The following is a 14,514-nucleotide window of genomic DNA, read 5'->3' as shown; positions in this document are numbered from 1 at the left end:
CGCTGGCCCCCAATGTCAGCCTCACCTCTGGCCGGGACTGCGGAGCGCTTGGCCTAAAGGCTCACCCTGTAACCCTTGAGCCACGGCCAGGCGCTCCGCACTCCCGCCCAGAAGTGAGGATAGCGCGTGCCCCCGCGACCCAAACGAAACGCGCCAGACTGCCAGCTATCAGCACCGCAAGCTAATGCTGAAAGCTGGCAGACTGGCGCTTGAGGCAAAGTCAGTCTGGCCTCTGCGCCGGCTCCACTACGCGCAGCGGGCGACGGCTCCCTATCCCCTCAGCCGACGCCCGCCATCGCTTCGTTCCGCCGCCGCAGAAGCCAGAACAGCGCGACCCCCGCGCCCCCCACGAACCGCGACCCCGCCAGTGGTGCTACGCTTCGTTCGGGGTGTGTCATGAAGGATGCTTCCGGCTCCAGCCACAAGAGCTGTTATCTGTAGTGCCGCCCCGTTGCCGTATCCCGCTGACGCGGGAGCCCCTCGGCAAACGGGTCCCCGCCGCCTCATCGCAAGTCCCCTGCCGCGGGCGCCACACAGGGGACCTTCGGCGGCCCGGTGCACTAAAGATAACAGCGTCTTGTGGCCGGAAGCCTGTCCGCGCCTGTCACGCTCACTGCTTTCACCGGCCCTTTCCCCCCCGGCCGGTGGCAGTGCGCGCGCCAGTCGCTCCCGCATCCTTCACGCCACACCCCTCACTCCGCTGGAGAAGTCAGTCACGCGGGGTCGCAGCCCACCCACCCCCGGGAGAGCGCTGGCCCCCTCCATCCCAGGGGGCCGCGCTCAGAGCCCGCGCAGCTTCCGCTGTGCCACTGTTCGCGACTTCGTCGCGACCAGGTAGCGGAGTGCATCGGCCGCATCGTCGCCGCCGACCCCATCCTCGTCGGCATCCACTTTCAGCACATCTTCGGGCCGATTCGGGTCATGCTGCATCGCCGGCAAGGTCTCAGCCAGTCGCGCGCATCGCTGGTGGATAAACATTCGCGCTCGAACACCCGCCTCCACATCACCCAACCTTTGCAATACTTCCGCCCAACCATTTACCCGGTCCATGTTCGCAGGTTTCAGCGTTATCCCCTCCCGGGCATATTGCCCCGCGATGGTGGTCCCATCGCTCTGCCGGCTGAAAACATCGGTTCCAGCCACGATGCGGCGCAGGTCACCAAGCTCCAGCGCCCTGCCGCCTACTCGATGCCGGCCCACCATCGCGCGGACCGCCTCGGCATGCCGCTGAGGCAGCCACATGCGCTCGGCGTGTTCGTCCACCACGAACACATTGCCATCACCATCCGTGCACCCGAGCAGCACCACGGTATAGTGGGCAAACCCGTAGTCCAGCGCCGCAAACCACTCGCGGGCTCGGGTCTCATCGAAGTCCGGGATGACGTGCACCTCACGCCTGAAGGTCGTGAAGAACTGCCCCGCAGCCAGGTCCCAATCCCCATCCAGCCAAGCCCGCCTCTGCCAGCCGTGCAGGGATTCCAGAACCTTCCGATACTCCGGGTTGTTGTACGCGTTGTCCGTCACCCTCGCCGGCAGGAACCTTGTTTCAGTTTCGCGCTTTTCCTGAAATGGCACGATGAACTTGGTCCGATACCAGGCATGCCCAATCCCTCCGGGATTGGAGGTCGAGTAGATTCTCGGCCGCCAGTTCGACTTGCTGGTCCGACAGCACGTCGAGATGTCCGTGTGCTTCCGGCTCGACAGTGTCGTTGCCTCCTCAATCCCGATCACGTCGTATTCGAGCCCCAGGTAGGCGTCTATGTCCTTCTCCGCCTGGAAGTGGCCCGCAATGATCCGCGAGCCATTCCCGAAGGTCAGCACACCCCGGTAGGCTGAGAACTCGTGCTTGAGCCCCACGAAGAGCCGGCGCCTCAGATCCTCGAAGTGCTCCAGGTTCGCCTTCCCCACCTTTCGCAGCAGGAGGCACTTCAGCCCCGGCACCCGCTGGCAGTCGTCCGCGCCCATCTGCGCCAAGAGCCAGTGGCTCTTGCCGCCTCCCCGCGCGCCGCCGTAGCCGACTGCCGTCGGCCCGTCGGCTTGGTCACAGAGCCGCGCCGCCGCCGAGGCGGCGAGCTGCCGCTCCTGCAGGATCACGTCAATCCGCGCAAAGTTCCGCATCTGGTCCCGCGGGCACCCCGCCCGCTGCCCCATCGCCAGGTACCGCTCCAGCGCCGTCATCGCTTCGCCTCCGCTTCACTGCCACTCCCTCTCTCCTCCTCTGGAGGAGAGAGTTGGAGAGAGGAGGCCCCGCCATTCCGCGCTCCGCATTCCGCACTCTCCACTTCAATGACCTCCCCCGGTATCGGCTTGCCGTAGATCTTGTCCAGCGCCGCCTCGATCTCCACGCGGATCGGCCCACCGTCCGGCCCACTCACTTCCTTCCGCTCGGTTGCGACTTCGCAGGCTCGTCGCCCGAGCGTGCTCATCAGGTCCAGCAGGCGCGCCAGCCCCTCCAGGCTGCCGCACCGCTCCCCCTTGCTTCGCCAGCGCCGGATCACTTCCCACGCCAAGTCCACCAGCTCCTTCCGCGCCCTCCACTCCGATTCCCGGAGTTCCAGATACCGCTCCGCCCAATCCACCCCCTTGGCTCGCGCCACGGCCTCGGCGGCCTCGCGCTCGACCAGAGCCAGGTGGGCGCCGTGCGCCGCTACGCGCGCCGGCCAGTCGAACTTGCCCGACCACTTCTCCATCATCACCTTGCTCTTGCCGAGCTTCGCCCCGACGGCCGCCAGCGACCGCTCCGGCCCCATCGCGAGATACTCCTGGAACGCGGCGAACGCCTTTGCGCTCTCCCGCGGCTGCCTCTCGAAGATCATCGGCATACTCCCTCCTCCGCGATTGCGTCCCGGTATATCACGCGCCACAGGTCCCGGGCCGCTGCATGGTCACAGAGTTCCACTGGGCACCCGGCGGCATAGTAGGCGTTGGAGCGGACCATCCCGAGGTGTGTGACCAGGTCCACAGGCCACCGCGCCAGCCGGGCGGCGAATCCGCCAGGACGAGCCGGCACCGGCCCGAGCGGCGGCGCACAAAACAAAAACCGAAGCAGCCGTCCCTTAGGACTATCTGCTGGTATCCTTGTTCCCTCAGTACCTTCTCTACCTTCTACACTCATACCTTAATACCTTTCTTACCTATGTCTCTTATCTGATTCTGATTCTGATTCTGATTCTGAATGGCATACGTCAGGCAATGCCTCGCGCATTGCGTCAGGCATTGCCCCCGGCATCCGCCTTTTCAAATTGCTCGATTTCTCGCATGCTCGCTCCGTCCTCGCGCCCGCAGCGCTGGCCGACTCGCCTCGCTCCGCGTCGCTTCGCATATGCGCGAGCAATGCGTCCGCGATGCGTCACGCACTGCCTCCGGCATCCCTTCCTCCGACCCCGGATTGATCAACCCCACCGCTATCGCCCGCCGGCACAGGCTCACCAGGTCATTCACCCCGAAGACCCCGTACAGCCGCGCCCGATGGTATTCCACCGTCTTCGGGCTGATACCCATCTCTGCCGCGATCTCCTTCGTCCCCTTGCCGGCCCAAATACCCATCAGCACTTGGCCGCGCCGCCCAAGGCCCTCGAGCTTCTCCGCCAACTCCGGGTACAAGCACGTCGCTCGCATGGCCTCACTCCCTGTCCCATCGCTTCATCGCCGCAGCCCTGCCAGCCGCGGATCGCTGCTCGAACACCTGCTTGGATTTCTCCCACTCCTCCCGACAACGCGGCTGATGCCAGACACCCTCCTCCAGCCGGAAATGATACCGGTTGTCGAAGATGATCCCCTTGGTCCGAGCCCAGTGGGCCCCCTCGCAGGCGCAGACGCGGCGCAGGTATTCGTCGTCATCAGGCAGCCCGGTGCAACCCGTGTGGTTCCAGTAGTGCCAAATCGCGCGGAGATACCCCATGCCGACGGCATCGGAATACCCCGCGATGGCCTCGAAGAAGTCATTGCCGTACAGCGGCAGATACGCGGATGGTTTTTTCATTGGTTCCAAACAGTTCCTTTCAGTGTGGTTTCGATCATGGCCCGGGTTCCACCGAGCCGGACAAATTCCCGGAGGTCCTTCGCCGGGGGCACGTAGATGGCGTAGGGCAACAACAGCTCGCGACCGACGCGGCGAGCGCCATCGAGGCCCGGCTTGTCATTGTCAGAGACGACGACCGCCGTGGCGCACTGGTGCCGGCGCGCGTAGGTGCGGACCTCAAGGCCGCCGCAACAGCAGTTGGGCCGGCCGACAGCGAACAAGCCCAGGTCAAGCGCGGCGGCGGTGTCGGTGGGGCCCTCGCAGACGAACAGCGTCTTCTGGGGTTCTGTGGTCTGTGGTCCATGGTCCGTGGTCGTGAATATGCCCTGCCGGCTGCCCCGCACGGCGAATTTGCCGCGCTCGTTGCGCAGCCGGATGCCGACCACGTTCCCGTAGCCGTCGCACATCGGAAACGCCCACGCCGCGTACGGGGCCGCCCAGGCCGCGCCCACCGCCGCCAACGAGCGCGCGCACACGCCGAGCGATGCGGCGAACACTGCCAGCGCCTCCGGAGTCGTGTGGGCCAGCCAGGCGCGGTGCATCGCCGTGGCGTTGATCCCCGGCGGTCGCTGCCTCGGCGGAGGCGGCACGGGTCGCCCGCGGGCGGCGTCGAACGGATGGAACCAGCCGCCGTTCTTCACGGGCCGCTCGGATCGCACCCGCATGCACACGACGCCGTAGTCACCTACGGTGCACCAGTCGGGCTTGCCGCATTGCGGGCACGGACTACCTTTGCTGACGCGCCGAAAGTTCATAGCAACCTCTGTTTCCCCACGCTCACAGCAAGTCCCACTTTCCCGGGAAGCTCTGCCCCACAATCCCGAGGTGTTCGCTGGCGATCAGGTAGAGCTCGATGCGCCTTTCCTCCGGGCAGACATGCTGCAACAGGGCGCTCATCTCCACAAACAGCCTGCCCGTTCTCGGCTCTCGCTCCACCTTCGACGCATCCCTCCGCCGCAGGGCTTCCACCTCGGCTGGCCGCAACTCCAGGTACTCCGGCTCCATCCAGAAACTCCCGTCGTCCCCACGAGCCACCATCGTTACTGACTCGAACCCTTCCGGGCTCACTCTCCGAATTCCGAACAGCTCACGCCTCATCTTCTCCTCCATCACGCATCACCTCTCAGTTCCATGCCGGGCTTCCCTTCTCCGGTGCCACCGCCGGCTCCGGCACTCGCCGCCAGCCATTGCGGGCTAGCCCATCAATGATGGCTGACGCCTCCGCAAAGCTGACCTCGGCATCGTAGCCGTACTTGCGGAGCACCTTGGCCTGCTTGAACGAGCACAGCTTCCCGTCCCAGCGCCGGAAGATCTCCGAGATGAGCTGCCGGCCCTCCACGTACGACACCCGATCCGGGTTGATCCCCTGCTTCGCCAGCAGCGCCCGCTGCTTCTCGCTGAGCTGCCGGCCCCGGTCCCAGCCCCGCGCTCGCACGGGCTCCAGCGACAGCACGTCAAACGGGTCCACCGACTGCGTCGTGAACCGCGCCGTCGCCACCAGCTTCGCCCGGCGCGCGGCCTCCGCAAGCCGCCTCCGCTCACGCAGCTCGGCCTCGGCTTCGTCCAGCGCCTCGGTCATGTTCACCGGGCCCCCTGCGGCCCGGACCCGTTCCACGGCCCGCTCCATCGCCTCCTCACTCACCTTGCCACCCAGGATGTCGGCGCTGGTGACCAGCTTGTGCTTGCCGGCGTTGCCTACGAAATCCACCACCAGGCAGGAGGGCTTGCCGCTCGCGGCGATGGCCGCCTTCCGCGCCTCCGGCGTCTCCGGCCCGTCCACCACCCCCGGCAACGGGCGTGTCGAGCGGCCCACCATCTGCGAATACAGCGACCGGCTCTTCGTCGGCCGCCCCATGATCACGACCTCCACGCCCGGATCATCGAAACCCTCAGTCAGCACGCCGCAGTTGCACACCACCTGCCGTTTCCCCGCCGCGAACTCCGCCAGCGTGCGCCGGCGCTCCTCACGGTCGGTTTCCCCGCACACCCACGCCGCCATCCCCTCTCGATGCCGGTTGAAGATCTCCGCCGTCATCTCCGCCGCCTTCACGCTCGCCGTAAAAACCAGCGCCCGCCGCCCCCCGATGATCGTTACCGACGCCGACGCCATTTGCTGCAGGTTCTTCTCCGCCTCCAATACCGCGGCCAGGTCGCCGCCGTTCAGGTCGCCGGCGGTAGTGCGGATGCTGGAGTAATCCAGCCCCTCGACATGCACCATTTGCTGCTCGATTGGCACCAACCAGCCGTCGTGTATGGCGTCCAACACTTCATAGTCGAACGCCACCGACTGAAAGACCTGCCCCAGCGCCTCCTCATCGGCGCGGTCAGGCGTCGCCGTAACACCGAGGACCTTCAGCGCCTGGTTGCTGCGGTAGTAGTCGATGACCCGCCGATAACTGGGCGACGTCGCGTGGTGCGCCTCATCAATGATCAGCAGGCCGAACTGGGACGGGTCGAACTTGGACATTCGCCCGCCCCCGTCCCCGCCGGAGCATTGCGTCTGGATCGTCGAGACGACCACCCGCGCCATCCCAAACAACCCGCCCTCGGCCCGGTATTCGCCCATCTCCACGTCGGCCTTGAGCCCAGTGACGCGCTCGATCTTGTCCCGTGCCTGGAAAATCAGTTCCTCGCGATGGGCGATCACCAACGCCCGGCGCGGAAACACGCGCCGGATGACATCGGCAAACAGGATCGTCTTGCCGCCGCCGGTCGGCATCACGACTAACGTCGAGTCGTTGTCCTGCCATTCCTTGAAAATGGCGTCCGACGCCGCGGATTGATAAGGGCGCAGGATCATGTTTCGATCCGTGTTCATCTGCGTGATGGCAGGTGCGGCCCGCACTCCGTGGTCGCCTTTTTCCCCTTGGCCCGGAACTCCTTATGCTCGCGCGTCACGCAGGTGCTCCACCGGTATTCGGAAAGCAGCCCCCGCCCCCGGCATAGCGTGCAGTTTTCCGGCACCTGGCCCTGGCAGCTCGGGCACACGGCAAACGGCTTCGCCGTCTTCACGTCCGTCCAGGCCTGATCCAGTTGCGACAGCGCCGACGAGAAGTTGACCTCCGCGAACAGCATATCCCGCTTCTCCTGCGCGGACCGCAACGCCCCCTTGACCCGGCTCAGGATCGTCAGCAACTCCTGCACTTCGTCCGCCCGCTGCCACAGGGGTATCAACTGCGTCGGAATCGGCCAGCCTGTCGCATCCAGAACCTGCCCGGGCGGCGGCGGCGGCAAGGCAGGGTTCCCGGTCCCCCGCCCGCCGCTAGGCTGCATTGGCGGCGGGGGCAGATGCCGCCTGATCTCCTTCGCCGTCACCGGCCTACCCGAGTCCACCACCGCTTGGACGACCCCCGCACGCTGCTCGGGTGCCGCCTTGGCCAGTTCCCGCGCTGCCCCCTCAGAGGTCACCAATTGGTGACCTTTTGCGATCGGCGCAGCCTCGATCAGCCGGTATGCATGCTGCTTCGTCCACCCCCACTTCTTCTGGCAGTACTCGCGGAAACTCGCGTATTCCCTCTTGTAAAGCCTCATATCCCGGATTTCCGCCAGCGCCAATCCCACCTCCACAAAGGTCTTCTGGCCCCTTGTGATCACCTTTTCCAACAGCACCAGCCGTTCATCGTCCCGGATCCTGACTACCAATTCGTGATTCTTCATAGGTCAGCTCAATCGGATTTTCAGATGCGCCGGCATCCGTTGCTTGTTCAGGTATTTCGCAATGGCGCACGCGCACACGCGCGAGCCGCCTTGCCCGATCACCGCCATTTCGCGCCGGATTTCGTGGTTCAACCCGTTGCCCCCGATCACCAGCAGCTTCTCCCGATACGGCGGCTCCGTGACGCTTCGTTCGCCGAGCCACTTGTCCACGGTCCACAGGCCCCGGATCACCGCGTCGGTCATCGGCCCGTCCGGATGCAGCTCCGCCAACAACGGCCACAGCCGCTCGAACCGAGCCCGGTCCTCGTTCGCCAGGTTGTACAGGCACTGCACGCAAGACACCGTCCGCGCCGAAGGCTTGTCCCCAGCCCGATGCCCCGTGCTCTTCAGCATGGACTCCACCGCATACGCGGTCTTGTCGCCGGAGAGCAGTTGGGCGCGGTACCGGTCGAGGCTGCCGACCCCCACGCGGCCCTGGTTGATAGCCAGGAAGCTCTGCGCCTCCTCGCGCCGGTTCGCCGTCTCGAACACCAGGCACGGCAGTTCCCGGATGTCCGAACGCTGGTCGGCGGCGAGTTTCCGGTGCTGGCCGTCCACGACGAACCACTTGTTGTCGTCGCGCAGCGCCACGACCAGGCACCCGCAGGCGATCCAATCCCACGTGCGAGTCAAGGTATCCACGCGCCGCTGGTTGATTTTGTTGCGCTGGTAGGCCCAGTCCACCTCCAGCTCCGTCTTGGGGATCATCAAGAACTCCCCCGGCGCATTGCGGACGCTCAAGTTGTAGCGCGCGACCTTGTCCAGGCCTTGCGCAGTTCTCTCTTCACACAGTTGTTGCTCTCTTTTCATTTCGTAGTTCAGCTTTCTGCTTTCCGTTTTCGCCTCCTACATCGGGATGTTGTCTTCGAACTCCGCCTTGAGCTTCCCCCACTCGTGCGGCTTCAGGTCCGTGTTGCTCTTGTTCGGGAACAGCCGCGCAATCGTGTCGAACCACACCTTCTCGATTGCCTCGGCCGGCTTTCCGGTCTGCGCCTCATTCAGCGCCGCCCACGCTTCTTCCATCGTGGCCTTCGCACCCTGCGGTGGAGCAACCGGCGCAGACCTCGGAACAGCGGGGATCCTCGGCGCGGCCGTCGGAACCGCCGCTCGTTGCGCGACCGGAGCTGACACACCGGCGAGCGCTTGGAACTTCGTTCCGTACTTCGCCAGTACGGACCGCCGATCAGCCGCCACGGGCGTCCTCATCCCCCCACCCAGCGGGTTGAGCCACTGGCTCTTGAAATAGACCCCCCCCTTGTCCCCTGTCTCCGGCCCGCCCACGATCTCGAACTCGACCGAACGCATCGGCCCGCCGTCCTCCGAGTTGTCCATCAACCAGAACGGGTCCAGCCCATCCCAACCGAACACCGCGCGCAGCGTGTCCGTCGTTTTGGTCTGGATCGTTCCGTCCGCCTTCACCAGCACCAGCGTGTGCTTGAAGGTGAACCCCTCATAGGCAGGGGTCGCCGACCCCACCATCACGCACGGCACGGCGCCGCACAGTGATCCGGTGGAGGCCTCGTAAATGACCAACTGGCCATTCAGCTTGCAGACGTATTTTCCTTCCTGCGGTACTTCCATAACTGTCCTTTCGTTGTTTGTTTGTTTTCTACCGGGGAGCAGACGTGCCCCCCAAAAATCCGTGTTCATCTGTGTTCATCCGTGGTGGCACTCCTCAGTTGTTCTGGAACGACTTCATCGGCGGCGGCGGCAACATCGGCGCCCCTTTCGGCGCGAACGCCTGCACGGGCGACCCACCGTCCGAGTCCTCGTCGGAATACATGCCCAGAATCGCCGCCCACGAGTAGCGGCGGAGGTAAGTCAGCGTGCTCCCCGCGCACTGCACCCGCGTCTTGCCCTTTTCCTCCGTGAGCGGAATCACTACGCGCTCCGACACAAATTCACCCGACTCGTGCGTGAGCACCGACTCCACGCCGATGTATTCCCCTGAACCCTGGCCAGTGGCGCCGCCACCGCTGATCGGGAACTGCATCAGGCTCAGCTTGTGCTTCGCCAGAATCGGCCGGCTCGCTTGGATCACCGACCCGAGCGATGCGTATTTGCTCTTCAGGAACGGGTTGGTCGCATCAAAGACCGCCACCGGCATTTCTGCCTGCGCCATCGCCAGCGCCGCGGCCAGGTGAGTGATCGATTCAGATCTCGTCATATCTGGCCCTCCATCGCTACGCGCCACAGCCGCAGCCTGGGATTATCGGGCTGAACTTGAACCCGCACCTTCCACCCGTTCCGTTTGCACGCCGCATAAATCGAAGTCATCGCGTGTCCGGGTAACAACACGCTGTCTCCGATCTCCATCTTCCGGACAACATCGACCCAGCGGCCGCGGCGGTTGCCAGTAGGCTTCTTCGGCGGCAGCGGGACACCTTTCTCAATCCTGATTTCGTTCGTGTTCATTTTGGTTTCAGCTTTCAGCATTTCCGCGTTTCAGGTTTTCCCCCTAGATGCACCCGCAGATGCGGGCGATTTCGATTTCGATTTCCACGTCGCGCCGGTTGTAGGCCACGGCCCCCTCGCGATCCGCCCGCCACAGCAATGGAAAGTCCCGGCCATTACCGAGCTTCGGGGGCAGCCCCAACACCCGCGCGACATCCTCGACACCGTTGCCCTCGAACGACCGCCCGAACGACAACAGCTCCAGCGTGTCGAACACCGACTCGTGCCAGGTCGGCCGCCCCCGCCAGAACTGCAATACCGAGCCCGGCGTCTTCAACCCGTGCACGCGAGCCCGGTTCACCAGCATCGGCAGGTCGAATCCCTTCACGTTGTGCCCGCCCACGACCACGCCATCCATCAGCGCTCCCTCCAACAGCATCAGGAATTCACCCACGAGGTCCTTCTCAGTGCCGGCGGTGAACGACTGAATTCCCGTGTCATCCCCCGCGCCGATCAGCACGATCTCCGCCGTCTTCCAATTCAGCGCCGCATCGGCCAGGTAATCGGCCTTCTTGCGCGCAATGGCTGCTTCAATCTTTGCGGGGTCCTTCAAATTCGCCGGCGCGGTGAACTCTGGCGCGAGCGCCAGCAGCTTCGCCTCGTCCTGCGGAATGGTTTCAATGTCGAATACGATGTGTTTCATTTGTGTGTTGCTTTGTTGTTGTTTGTTCTTGGTAGGGCGTCGCTCGCCGAGCGCGCCGCCCCCAAAATCCGTGTCCATCCGTGTGGTTAAATCCCCTCCCCAGCGCGTACTCCAGGATCAGCAGCGCATCAGACGTTTTGAGCGTGACCTCCAAGTGTGGGAATCGCCGTTGCGCCTCCGCCTTGAGCTTGTTCTTCCAGATCGTCTTCGACGCGCACGCCGACGCGGTGCCCAGGCCGAAGCTCTTCTGCCAAACCTGCGGGCGCACCATCACCAGCCTCATTCCGAGCGCCTGGACCACGCCCTTGAGAAACCCGGCATTCTCGCCAAAGCGGTATGCGGCCGACGCCGGCTGGGCTCGCCCGACGTACCCACTCGTGGCCTCCATCACGCAGATGGTCTCCACGCCCGACTTGTCCGACGACACCTTGATACCTCGCAGCAAGGCAACCAGGTCACCACCGGTTGCCGGCATGGGCCGGCACCCGGCCACTCCGAACGCGCTCACCGCCACCCCGCCCGAAAGCCCCGGATCAACCGCAATCAACGTCTTCACGCGCGTCCTCCTCTCGAATCGGAGCACACACGGAAATGCGCCCGCATGTCCTCCTCCACCTCGCTCCACTTAAACCTCACCATCGGCCCCAGCTTGTAATACCGCAACACCCCCCGCCGCATCAGCCGCGACACCGTCCGCACCTCGACATCCATCCGCTCCGCGACCACCGGCTTCGTAATGAACGGTTCGAAGCCGCCGTTGTCGTCTATCGGTGCTGCCTCGAGAAACCGTTTCAGCCGCTCGTTCGGCTTCGGATTTCGGATTTCGGATTTCGGGCTTCTCACTGGCCCACCTCCCAGGTCGCGATTCCCAACTCCCGCGCGATCCCCTCTTTCAGCCAGGGCGCAACCTCCGTCACCCGCCCCGTCTCGATCTTCGCGATCTGCGACTCCGAGCACCCCACTCGCCGGGCCAGTTCAAGCTGCGTCCAGCGCCGCCGCCGCCGCGCCGTCCGCACCGCTCTCGATTCGTTCACTGTTGTCTTCACCGTTTTCGTCTTCTTCGGGCGCCCGCCACATGCGAGTGCTCCTGCCAAGTGGAAAAACTTCACGATGCGAGACCCCAAAAATGCAAAAGCGCCCGTAAACACGGGCGCTTCTCGACTGTGAATACTTCACGACAACTTCACACCTCCTCCTCCCCACCCCCGAAATCATCCCCCTCGGCCGGTTCCGCCTCATCCGCGTCCGGGCGCGCCCCCTGTTTCTTTTTCCTGCTGCGTCCCCCCTTCGCCGCCGACTCCAGATCCAAAACCTTGGAGGCGTAATAACGAAGCTGCTCGACGGACATCCCGAATCGCTCCTCAAGCTCCGCCACGCGCCGCGACACCAGCGACTCCTTGCACTCGCAAATGGCCGCCGCCTCCCTTTGCGTCCGACCGTCTAAAACTGTGATCCGGAACACCGTCAGTAACTGTGCCTTTTTCTTCTTCGGATCAGTCTCCAATCGCCTCATCAATTCGAAAATCTGTTCCGCTGTCTTGTCGCTCAACACGCCCGCCCTCCCGGCCGCCTCCGTGCGCTCGGCCACTACATCAAGCTTCCGTTCGATGCGCCTCACCGCCGCCGCCACGCCCCCACCGTCCTCTTCGCACTCGAAGAACAACAGCGCGCCCTTGAGCTTTCGCCCGCCTCCCACCGCCCCGGCAATGGCCTTCACCTGTTCCGCCGTGGCCAGCAGTGGCTCCACTGGTTCCCCGTTGAAGGGAGCGACATTCATTCCATCAGCCGCTGAACATCAACCTCCCCCCTCCCTTGCTCTTCCCATCCTCCTGAACTCTGTCCTCTGAACCTTGTTCGCCGACGCCCGATGTCTGATCGCTCGTCACCGACCGCCGGTCACCATTCCCCGCCCGCCCATAAGCCCCGACACAGCTCGCGCACTGCGCGAGTCCTCTGACAGATTCCGGTGGCTTACGCGAGGACGCTTTCACAATCTGCGCGTCCTTTTTATCACAGAACCCCAAAACCGCTTACGTCTTCGGAACCCGCTTACCGCTCAAACGCCCTTCCCGACAGAACGCCGTCCCCCTGGCAGCGTCATCCCCGCGGTATCGTCATTCTGTCGGAATGTTCATTCCGGCGGTAACCCCAAACAATTTTTTCAGGCCCGGCCGGCAAACATCTGGTATGCTTTCCGCGTTCGCCTAAAATCTTTGGCGACTCAGAGACACGCGTATGAGCCACAGATTCTATCGTTTCGGTTACACCAATCCGCCGAGGGAAGGCAAACCCAGGTTACATCACAGCCGCGACGGCGCCGCCTTCGACGAGCTGATAGACCCCCTCTATGCCGAGGGCTACCGCCACGGCACCTTCATCCACAATTATCCCCGTCACCGCTTGTCGGCCCGCCATTTCACCTTCCTGGAGCCGGGCGACCTCGTGGTTTCCACTACCCGTCCGCCCCTCGACGATGTCCTCGGCAAAGACAAAGACTGGCGACGAATCGAACGCAGCGACGACCACCTCGAAAAGGCCATCCACAAAGACCTGCGCCGCTTCTTCAAACACCTCTGCCGCTATTTCGTCACCCTTAAACCGGAAACGGCCAACCTGCTCCCCCCGGAGTTCAGCCTCATGGCTTGCACCAATTTCCACACCAAAGGCAAGGGAACCATCGCTTCTACCCAGATCACCGTCGGCGAGCGCGACCGCACCAAGAAAGGCCCCAAGGGTTTCAACGCGGTCGGCTTCTTCCTTCACCTTCCGCAAATCACGGGGTACAAGTGCGGGCTCATCGCCTCCTTCAGCATGGGTGGCTATGAAAACCTGCTCTGGAACCGCATCGTCCGCCTCAAGTTCCGCAAATGGTTCCATCGCCCTGTCTTCGCCTTTGCGCTCCTGAATCTGCCCGACGAACCGCCGCAGCCCCTGACACCCGAACTCGCGGATAAGGCTACGGTCAAGGTCCTGTTCCAGCACTGGCTGGACGACGACCGCCAAGTCGAATTCGATTTCTCAGGCCAGGCCCCCAAAGCCAGGAAACCCGCGCCGAGACCAACGGCGCGGCGCAGCCCCGCGCGTCGCAAGCCACGTAAGACCGGCTAAGAATCCCGCCTCCGGCGGCCCCCCGCGCTCGCCCACGTCGCCCAGGGCTGGCGCCCTGGCCAACGACGGCAAGCACCCCCGCAAACAGCCTCTCACCATCAGCTGGAGAGAGGCATAGCCTAAGCGTCCTTCGTCCTTCGGCCTTCGAACTTCGGATTTCCGCCGCGAAGCGGCGGCCCCTCCTCCCCGGTCAGTGTGTTTTTTCAGGCGCTTTTTTGTAGTGCCCCCGAAACCCCCGCTGCTCCGGCCGGCTTTATCGGTCCTCACGGCCAGCCTTCAGGGAGGGGCCGGTCGCGGTGCCCTCTGAAGCCTACGCCCGCTGGCCGCCTCCCGTCGTCTGGCCTGACTTGTGAGGACCGATAAAACCGACCGGGCAGCGGAGCACAAAAAAACGCCATGAAAAACACAACAACTTTACGAGAGGACCTCCTAAACACTCCCAGTCATCAGCGTGGCACGGAACCGGGTAACCCGAGCCTCCAGCCTCCTCTGCCGGGTCTGGACAAAATCGTCAAACCCTTCCGCTTCGCCCCCTCGCCCTACGTTTACAAGGTAGTTCCCCTCCGCGAGGCCCGCACCCCCGACCAGATGA

General features: G+C 64.1%; 19 protein-coding genes. 2 read left to right on the top strand and 17 right to left on the bottom strand.

All coding sequences use genetic code 11. The features are described 5' to 3' along the window. Nucleotides 1-780: 780 nt before the first annotated feature. The 17 genes from P5205_09445 to P5205_09365 form a co-directional block, all read right to left on the bottom strand. The gene (locus tag P5205_09445; GenBank protein ID HSA10581.1) at nucleotides 781-2,178 is read right to left on the bottom strand and encodes a terminase family protein; all 1,398 of its coding nucleotides are present in this window, start codon (nucleotides 2,176-2,178) and stop codon (nucleotides 781-783) included. Next, nucleotides 2,175-2,822 (bottom strand): hypothetical protein, encoded by a 648-nt coding sequence (locus P5205_09440; GenBank protein HSA10580.1) that lies wholly within the window; start codon nucleotides 2,820-2,822, stop codon nucleotides 2,175-2,177. Before P5205_09440 ends, P5205_09445 begins: the two co-directional genes overlap by 4 nt. Nucleotides 2,823-3,237: 415 nt before the next feature. Continuing rightward, on the bottom strand, nucleotides 3,238-3,618 hold the full coding sequence (locus P5205_09435) for a LuxR C-terminal-related transcriptional regulator (GenBank protein ID HSA10579.1): 381 nt from the start codon (nucleotides 3,616-3,618) through the stop codon (nucleotides 3,238-3,240). A gap of 4 nt (nucleotides 3,619-3,622) precedes the next feature. After that, the gene (locus tag P5205_09430) at nucleotides 3,623-3,982 is read right to left on the bottom strand and encodes a DUF1376 domain-containing protein (protein ID HSA10578.1); all 360 of its coding nucleotides are present in this window, start codon (nucleotides 3,980-3,982) and stop codon (nucleotides 3,623-3,625) included. Continuing rightward, the gene (locus P5205_09425) at nucleotides 3,979-4,776 is read right to left on the bottom strand and encodes a hypothetical protein (protein ID HSA10577.1); all 798 of its coding nucleotides are present in this window, start codon (nucleotides 4,774-4,776) and stop codon (nucleotides 3,979-3,981) included. The genes P5205_09430 and P5205_09425 overlap by 4 nt, the downstream gene beginning before the upstream one ends. A 22-nt stretch (nucleotides 4,777-4,798) precedes the next feature. Then, nucleotides 4,799-5,089 (bottom strand): hypothetical protein, encoded by a 291-nt coding sequence (locus P5205_09420; GenBank protein ID HSA10576.1) that lies wholly within the window; start codon nucleotides 5,087-5,089, stop codon nucleotides 4,799-4,801. A gap of 55 nt (nucleotides 5,090-5,144) precedes the next feature. Continuing rightward, nucleotides 5,145-6,839 (bottom strand): DEAD/DEAH box helicase, encoded by a 1,695-nt coding sequence (locus P5205_09415; GenBank protein HSA10575.1) that lies wholly within the window; start codon nucleotides 6,837-6,839, stop codon nucleotides 5,145-5,147. Continuing rightward, nucleotides 6,836-7,678, bottom strand: coding sequence for a hypothetical protein (locus P5205_09410; GenBank protein HSA10574.1), 843 nt, complete (start codon nucleotides 7,676-7,678; stop codon nucleotides 6,836-6,838). The genes P5205_09415 and P5205_09410 overlap by 4 nt, the downstream gene beginning before the upstream one ends. Nucleotides 7,679-7,681: 3 nt before the next feature. Then, nucleotides 7,682-8,527, bottom strand: a complete 846-nt coding sequence (locus tag P5205_09405) for a hypothetical protein (protein ID HSA10573.1) — start codon at nucleotides 8,525-8,527, stop codon at nucleotides 7,682-7,684. A gap of 36 nt (nucleotides 8,528-8,563) precedes the next feature. Beyond that, the gene (locus P5205_09400; protein ID HSA10572.1) at nucleotides 8,564-9,298 is read right to left on the bottom strand and encodes a hypothetical protein; all 735 of its coding nucleotides are present in this window, start codon (nucleotides 9,296-9,298) and stop codon (nucleotides 8,564-8,566) included. 94 nt (nucleotides 9,299-9,392) lie between these two features. After that, a complete protein-coding gene (locus P5205_09395; protein HSA10571.1) occupies nucleotides 9,393-9,884 on the bottom strand; it encodes an ERF family protein in 492 nt (163 codons plus the stop codon). Beyond that, nucleotides 9,881-10,132 (bottom strand): hypothetical protein, encoded by a 252-nt coding sequence (locus tag P5205_09390; GenBank protein HSA10570.1) that lies wholly within the window; start codon nucleotides 10,130-10,132, stop codon nucleotides 9,881-9,883. The genes P5205_09395 and P5205_09390 overlap by 4 nt, the downstream gene beginning before the upstream one ends. 43 nt (nucleotides 10,133-10,175) lie before the next feature. Continuing rightward, nucleotides 10,176-10,814: a hypothetical protein gene (locus P5205_09385; GenBank protein ID HSA10569.1), complete on the bottom strand. Its 639-nt coding sequence runs from the start codon at nucleotides 10,812-10,814 to the stop codon at nucleotides 10,176-10,178. Further along, nucleotides 10,789-11,370 (bottom strand): hypothetical protein, encoded by a 582-nt coding sequence (locus P5205_09380; GenBank protein ID HSA10568.1) that lies wholly within the window; start codon nucleotides 11,368-11,370, stop codon nucleotides 10,789-10,791. The genes P5205_09385 and P5205_09380 overlap by 26 nt, the downstream gene beginning before the upstream one ends. Further along, complete coding sequence (locus P5205_09375) at nucleotides 11,367-11,657, bottom strand: helix-turn-helix domain-containing protein (protein HSA10567.1); 291 nt, start codon at nucleotides 11,655-11,657, stop codon at nucleotides 11,367-11,369. Before P5205_09375 ends, P5205_09380 begins: the two co-directional genes overlap by 4 nt. Then, nucleotides 11,654-11,860 (bottom strand): helix-turn-helix transcriptional regulator, encoded by a 207-nt coding sequence (locus P5205_09370; protein ID HSA10566.1) that lies wholly within the window; start codon nucleotides 11,858-11,860, stop codon nucleotides 11,654-11,656. Before P5205_09370 ends, P5205_09375 begins: the two co-directional genes overlap by 4 nt. A 137-nt stretch (nucleotides 11,861-11,997) precedes the next feature. Beyond that, on the bottom strand, nucleotides 11,998-12,591 hold the full coding sequence (locus tag P5205_09365; GenBank protein HSA10565.1) for a hypothetical protein: 594 nt from the start codon (nucleotides 12,589-12,591) through the stop codon (nucleotides 11,998-12,000). A gap of 458 nt (nucleotides 12,592-13,049) precedes the next feature. Between P5205_09365 and P5205_09360 the strand changes: the two genes are divergently transcribed. Both P5205_09360 and P5205_09355 read left to right on the top strand, forming a co-directional pair. Continuing rightward, the gene (locus tag P5205_09360) at nucleotides 13,050-13,922 is read left to right on the top strand and encodes a hypothetical protein (GenBank protein HSA10564.1); all 873 of its coding nucleotides are present in this window, start codon (nucleotides 13,050-13,052) and stop codon (nucleotides 13,920-13,922) included. A 396-nt stretch (nucleotides 13,923-14,318) separates the two neighbouring features. Beyond that, nucleotides 14,319-14,514: hypothetical protein (locus P5205_09355; protein HSA10563.1), on the top strand; the 196-nt coding region annotated here is incomplete at its 3' end.

This window comes from Candidatus Paceibacterota bacterium (assembly GCA_035452965.1).
Taxonomy (GTDB): domain Bacteria; phylum Verrucomicrobiota; class Verrucomicrobiia; order Limisphaerales; family UBA8199; genus UBA8199.
Note: the sequence above shows the minus strand (reverse complement) of the source record. Positions and strands in the feature narration are given on the sequence as shown.

Bases quoted from the DNA above. Each gene is read 5' to 3' on its own strand.
- P5205_09445 (HSA10581.1), bottom strand. From the start codon at position 2,178: ATGACGGCGCTGGAGCGGTACCTGGCGATGGGGCAGCGGGCGGGGTGC.
- P5205_09440 (HSA10580.1), bottom strand. From the start codon at position 2,822: ATGCCGATGATCTTCGAGAGGCAGCCGCGGGAGAGCGCAAAGGCGTTC.
- P5205_09435 (HSA10579.1), bottom strand. From the start codon at position 3,618: ATGCGAGCGACGTGCTTGTACCCGGAGTTGGCGGAGAAGCTCGAGGGC.
- P5205_09430 (HSA10578.1), bottom strand. From the start codon at position 3,982: ATGAAAAAACCATCCGCGTATCTGCCGCTGTACGGCAATGACTTCTTC.
- P5205_09425 (HSA10577.1), bottom strand. From the start codon at position 4,776: ATGAACTTTCGGCGCGTCAGCAAAGGTAGTCCGTGCCCGCAATGCGGC.
- P5205_09415 (HSA10575.1), bottom strand. From the start codon at position 6,839: ATGAACACGGATCGAAACATGATCCTGCGCCCTTATCAATCCGCGGCG.
- P5205_09410 (HSA10574.1), bottom strand. From the start codon at position 7,678: ATGAAGAATCACGAATTGGTAGTCAGGATCCGGGACGATGAACGGCTG.
- P5205_09405 (HSA10573.1), bottom strand. From the start codon at position 8,527: ATGAAAAGAGAGCAACAACTGTGTGAAGAGAGAACTGCGCAAGGCCTG.
- P5205_09400 (HSA10572.1), bottom strand. From the start codon at position 9,298: ATGGAAGTACCGCAGGAAGGAAAATACGTCTGCAAGCTGAATGGCCAG.
- P5205_09395 (HSA10571.1), bottom strand. From the start codon at position 9,884: ATGACGAGATCTGAATCGATCACTCACCTGGCCGCGGCGCTGGCGATG.
- P5205_09390 (HSA10570.1), bottom strand. From the start codon at position 10,132: ATGAACACGAACGAAATCAGGATTGAGAAAGGTGTCCCGCTGCCGCCG.
- P5205_09385 (HSA10569.1), bottom strand. From the start codon at position 10,814: ATGAAACACATCGTATTCGACATTGAAACCATTCCGCAGGACGAGGCG.
- P5205_09365 (HSA10565.1), bottom strand. From the start codon at position 12,591: ATGAATGTCGCTCCCTTCAACGGGGAACCAGTGGAGCCACTGCTGGCC.
- P5205_09360 (HSA10564.1), top strand. From the start codon at position 13,050: ATGAGCCACAGATTCTATCGTTTCGGTTACACCAATCCGCCGAGGGAA.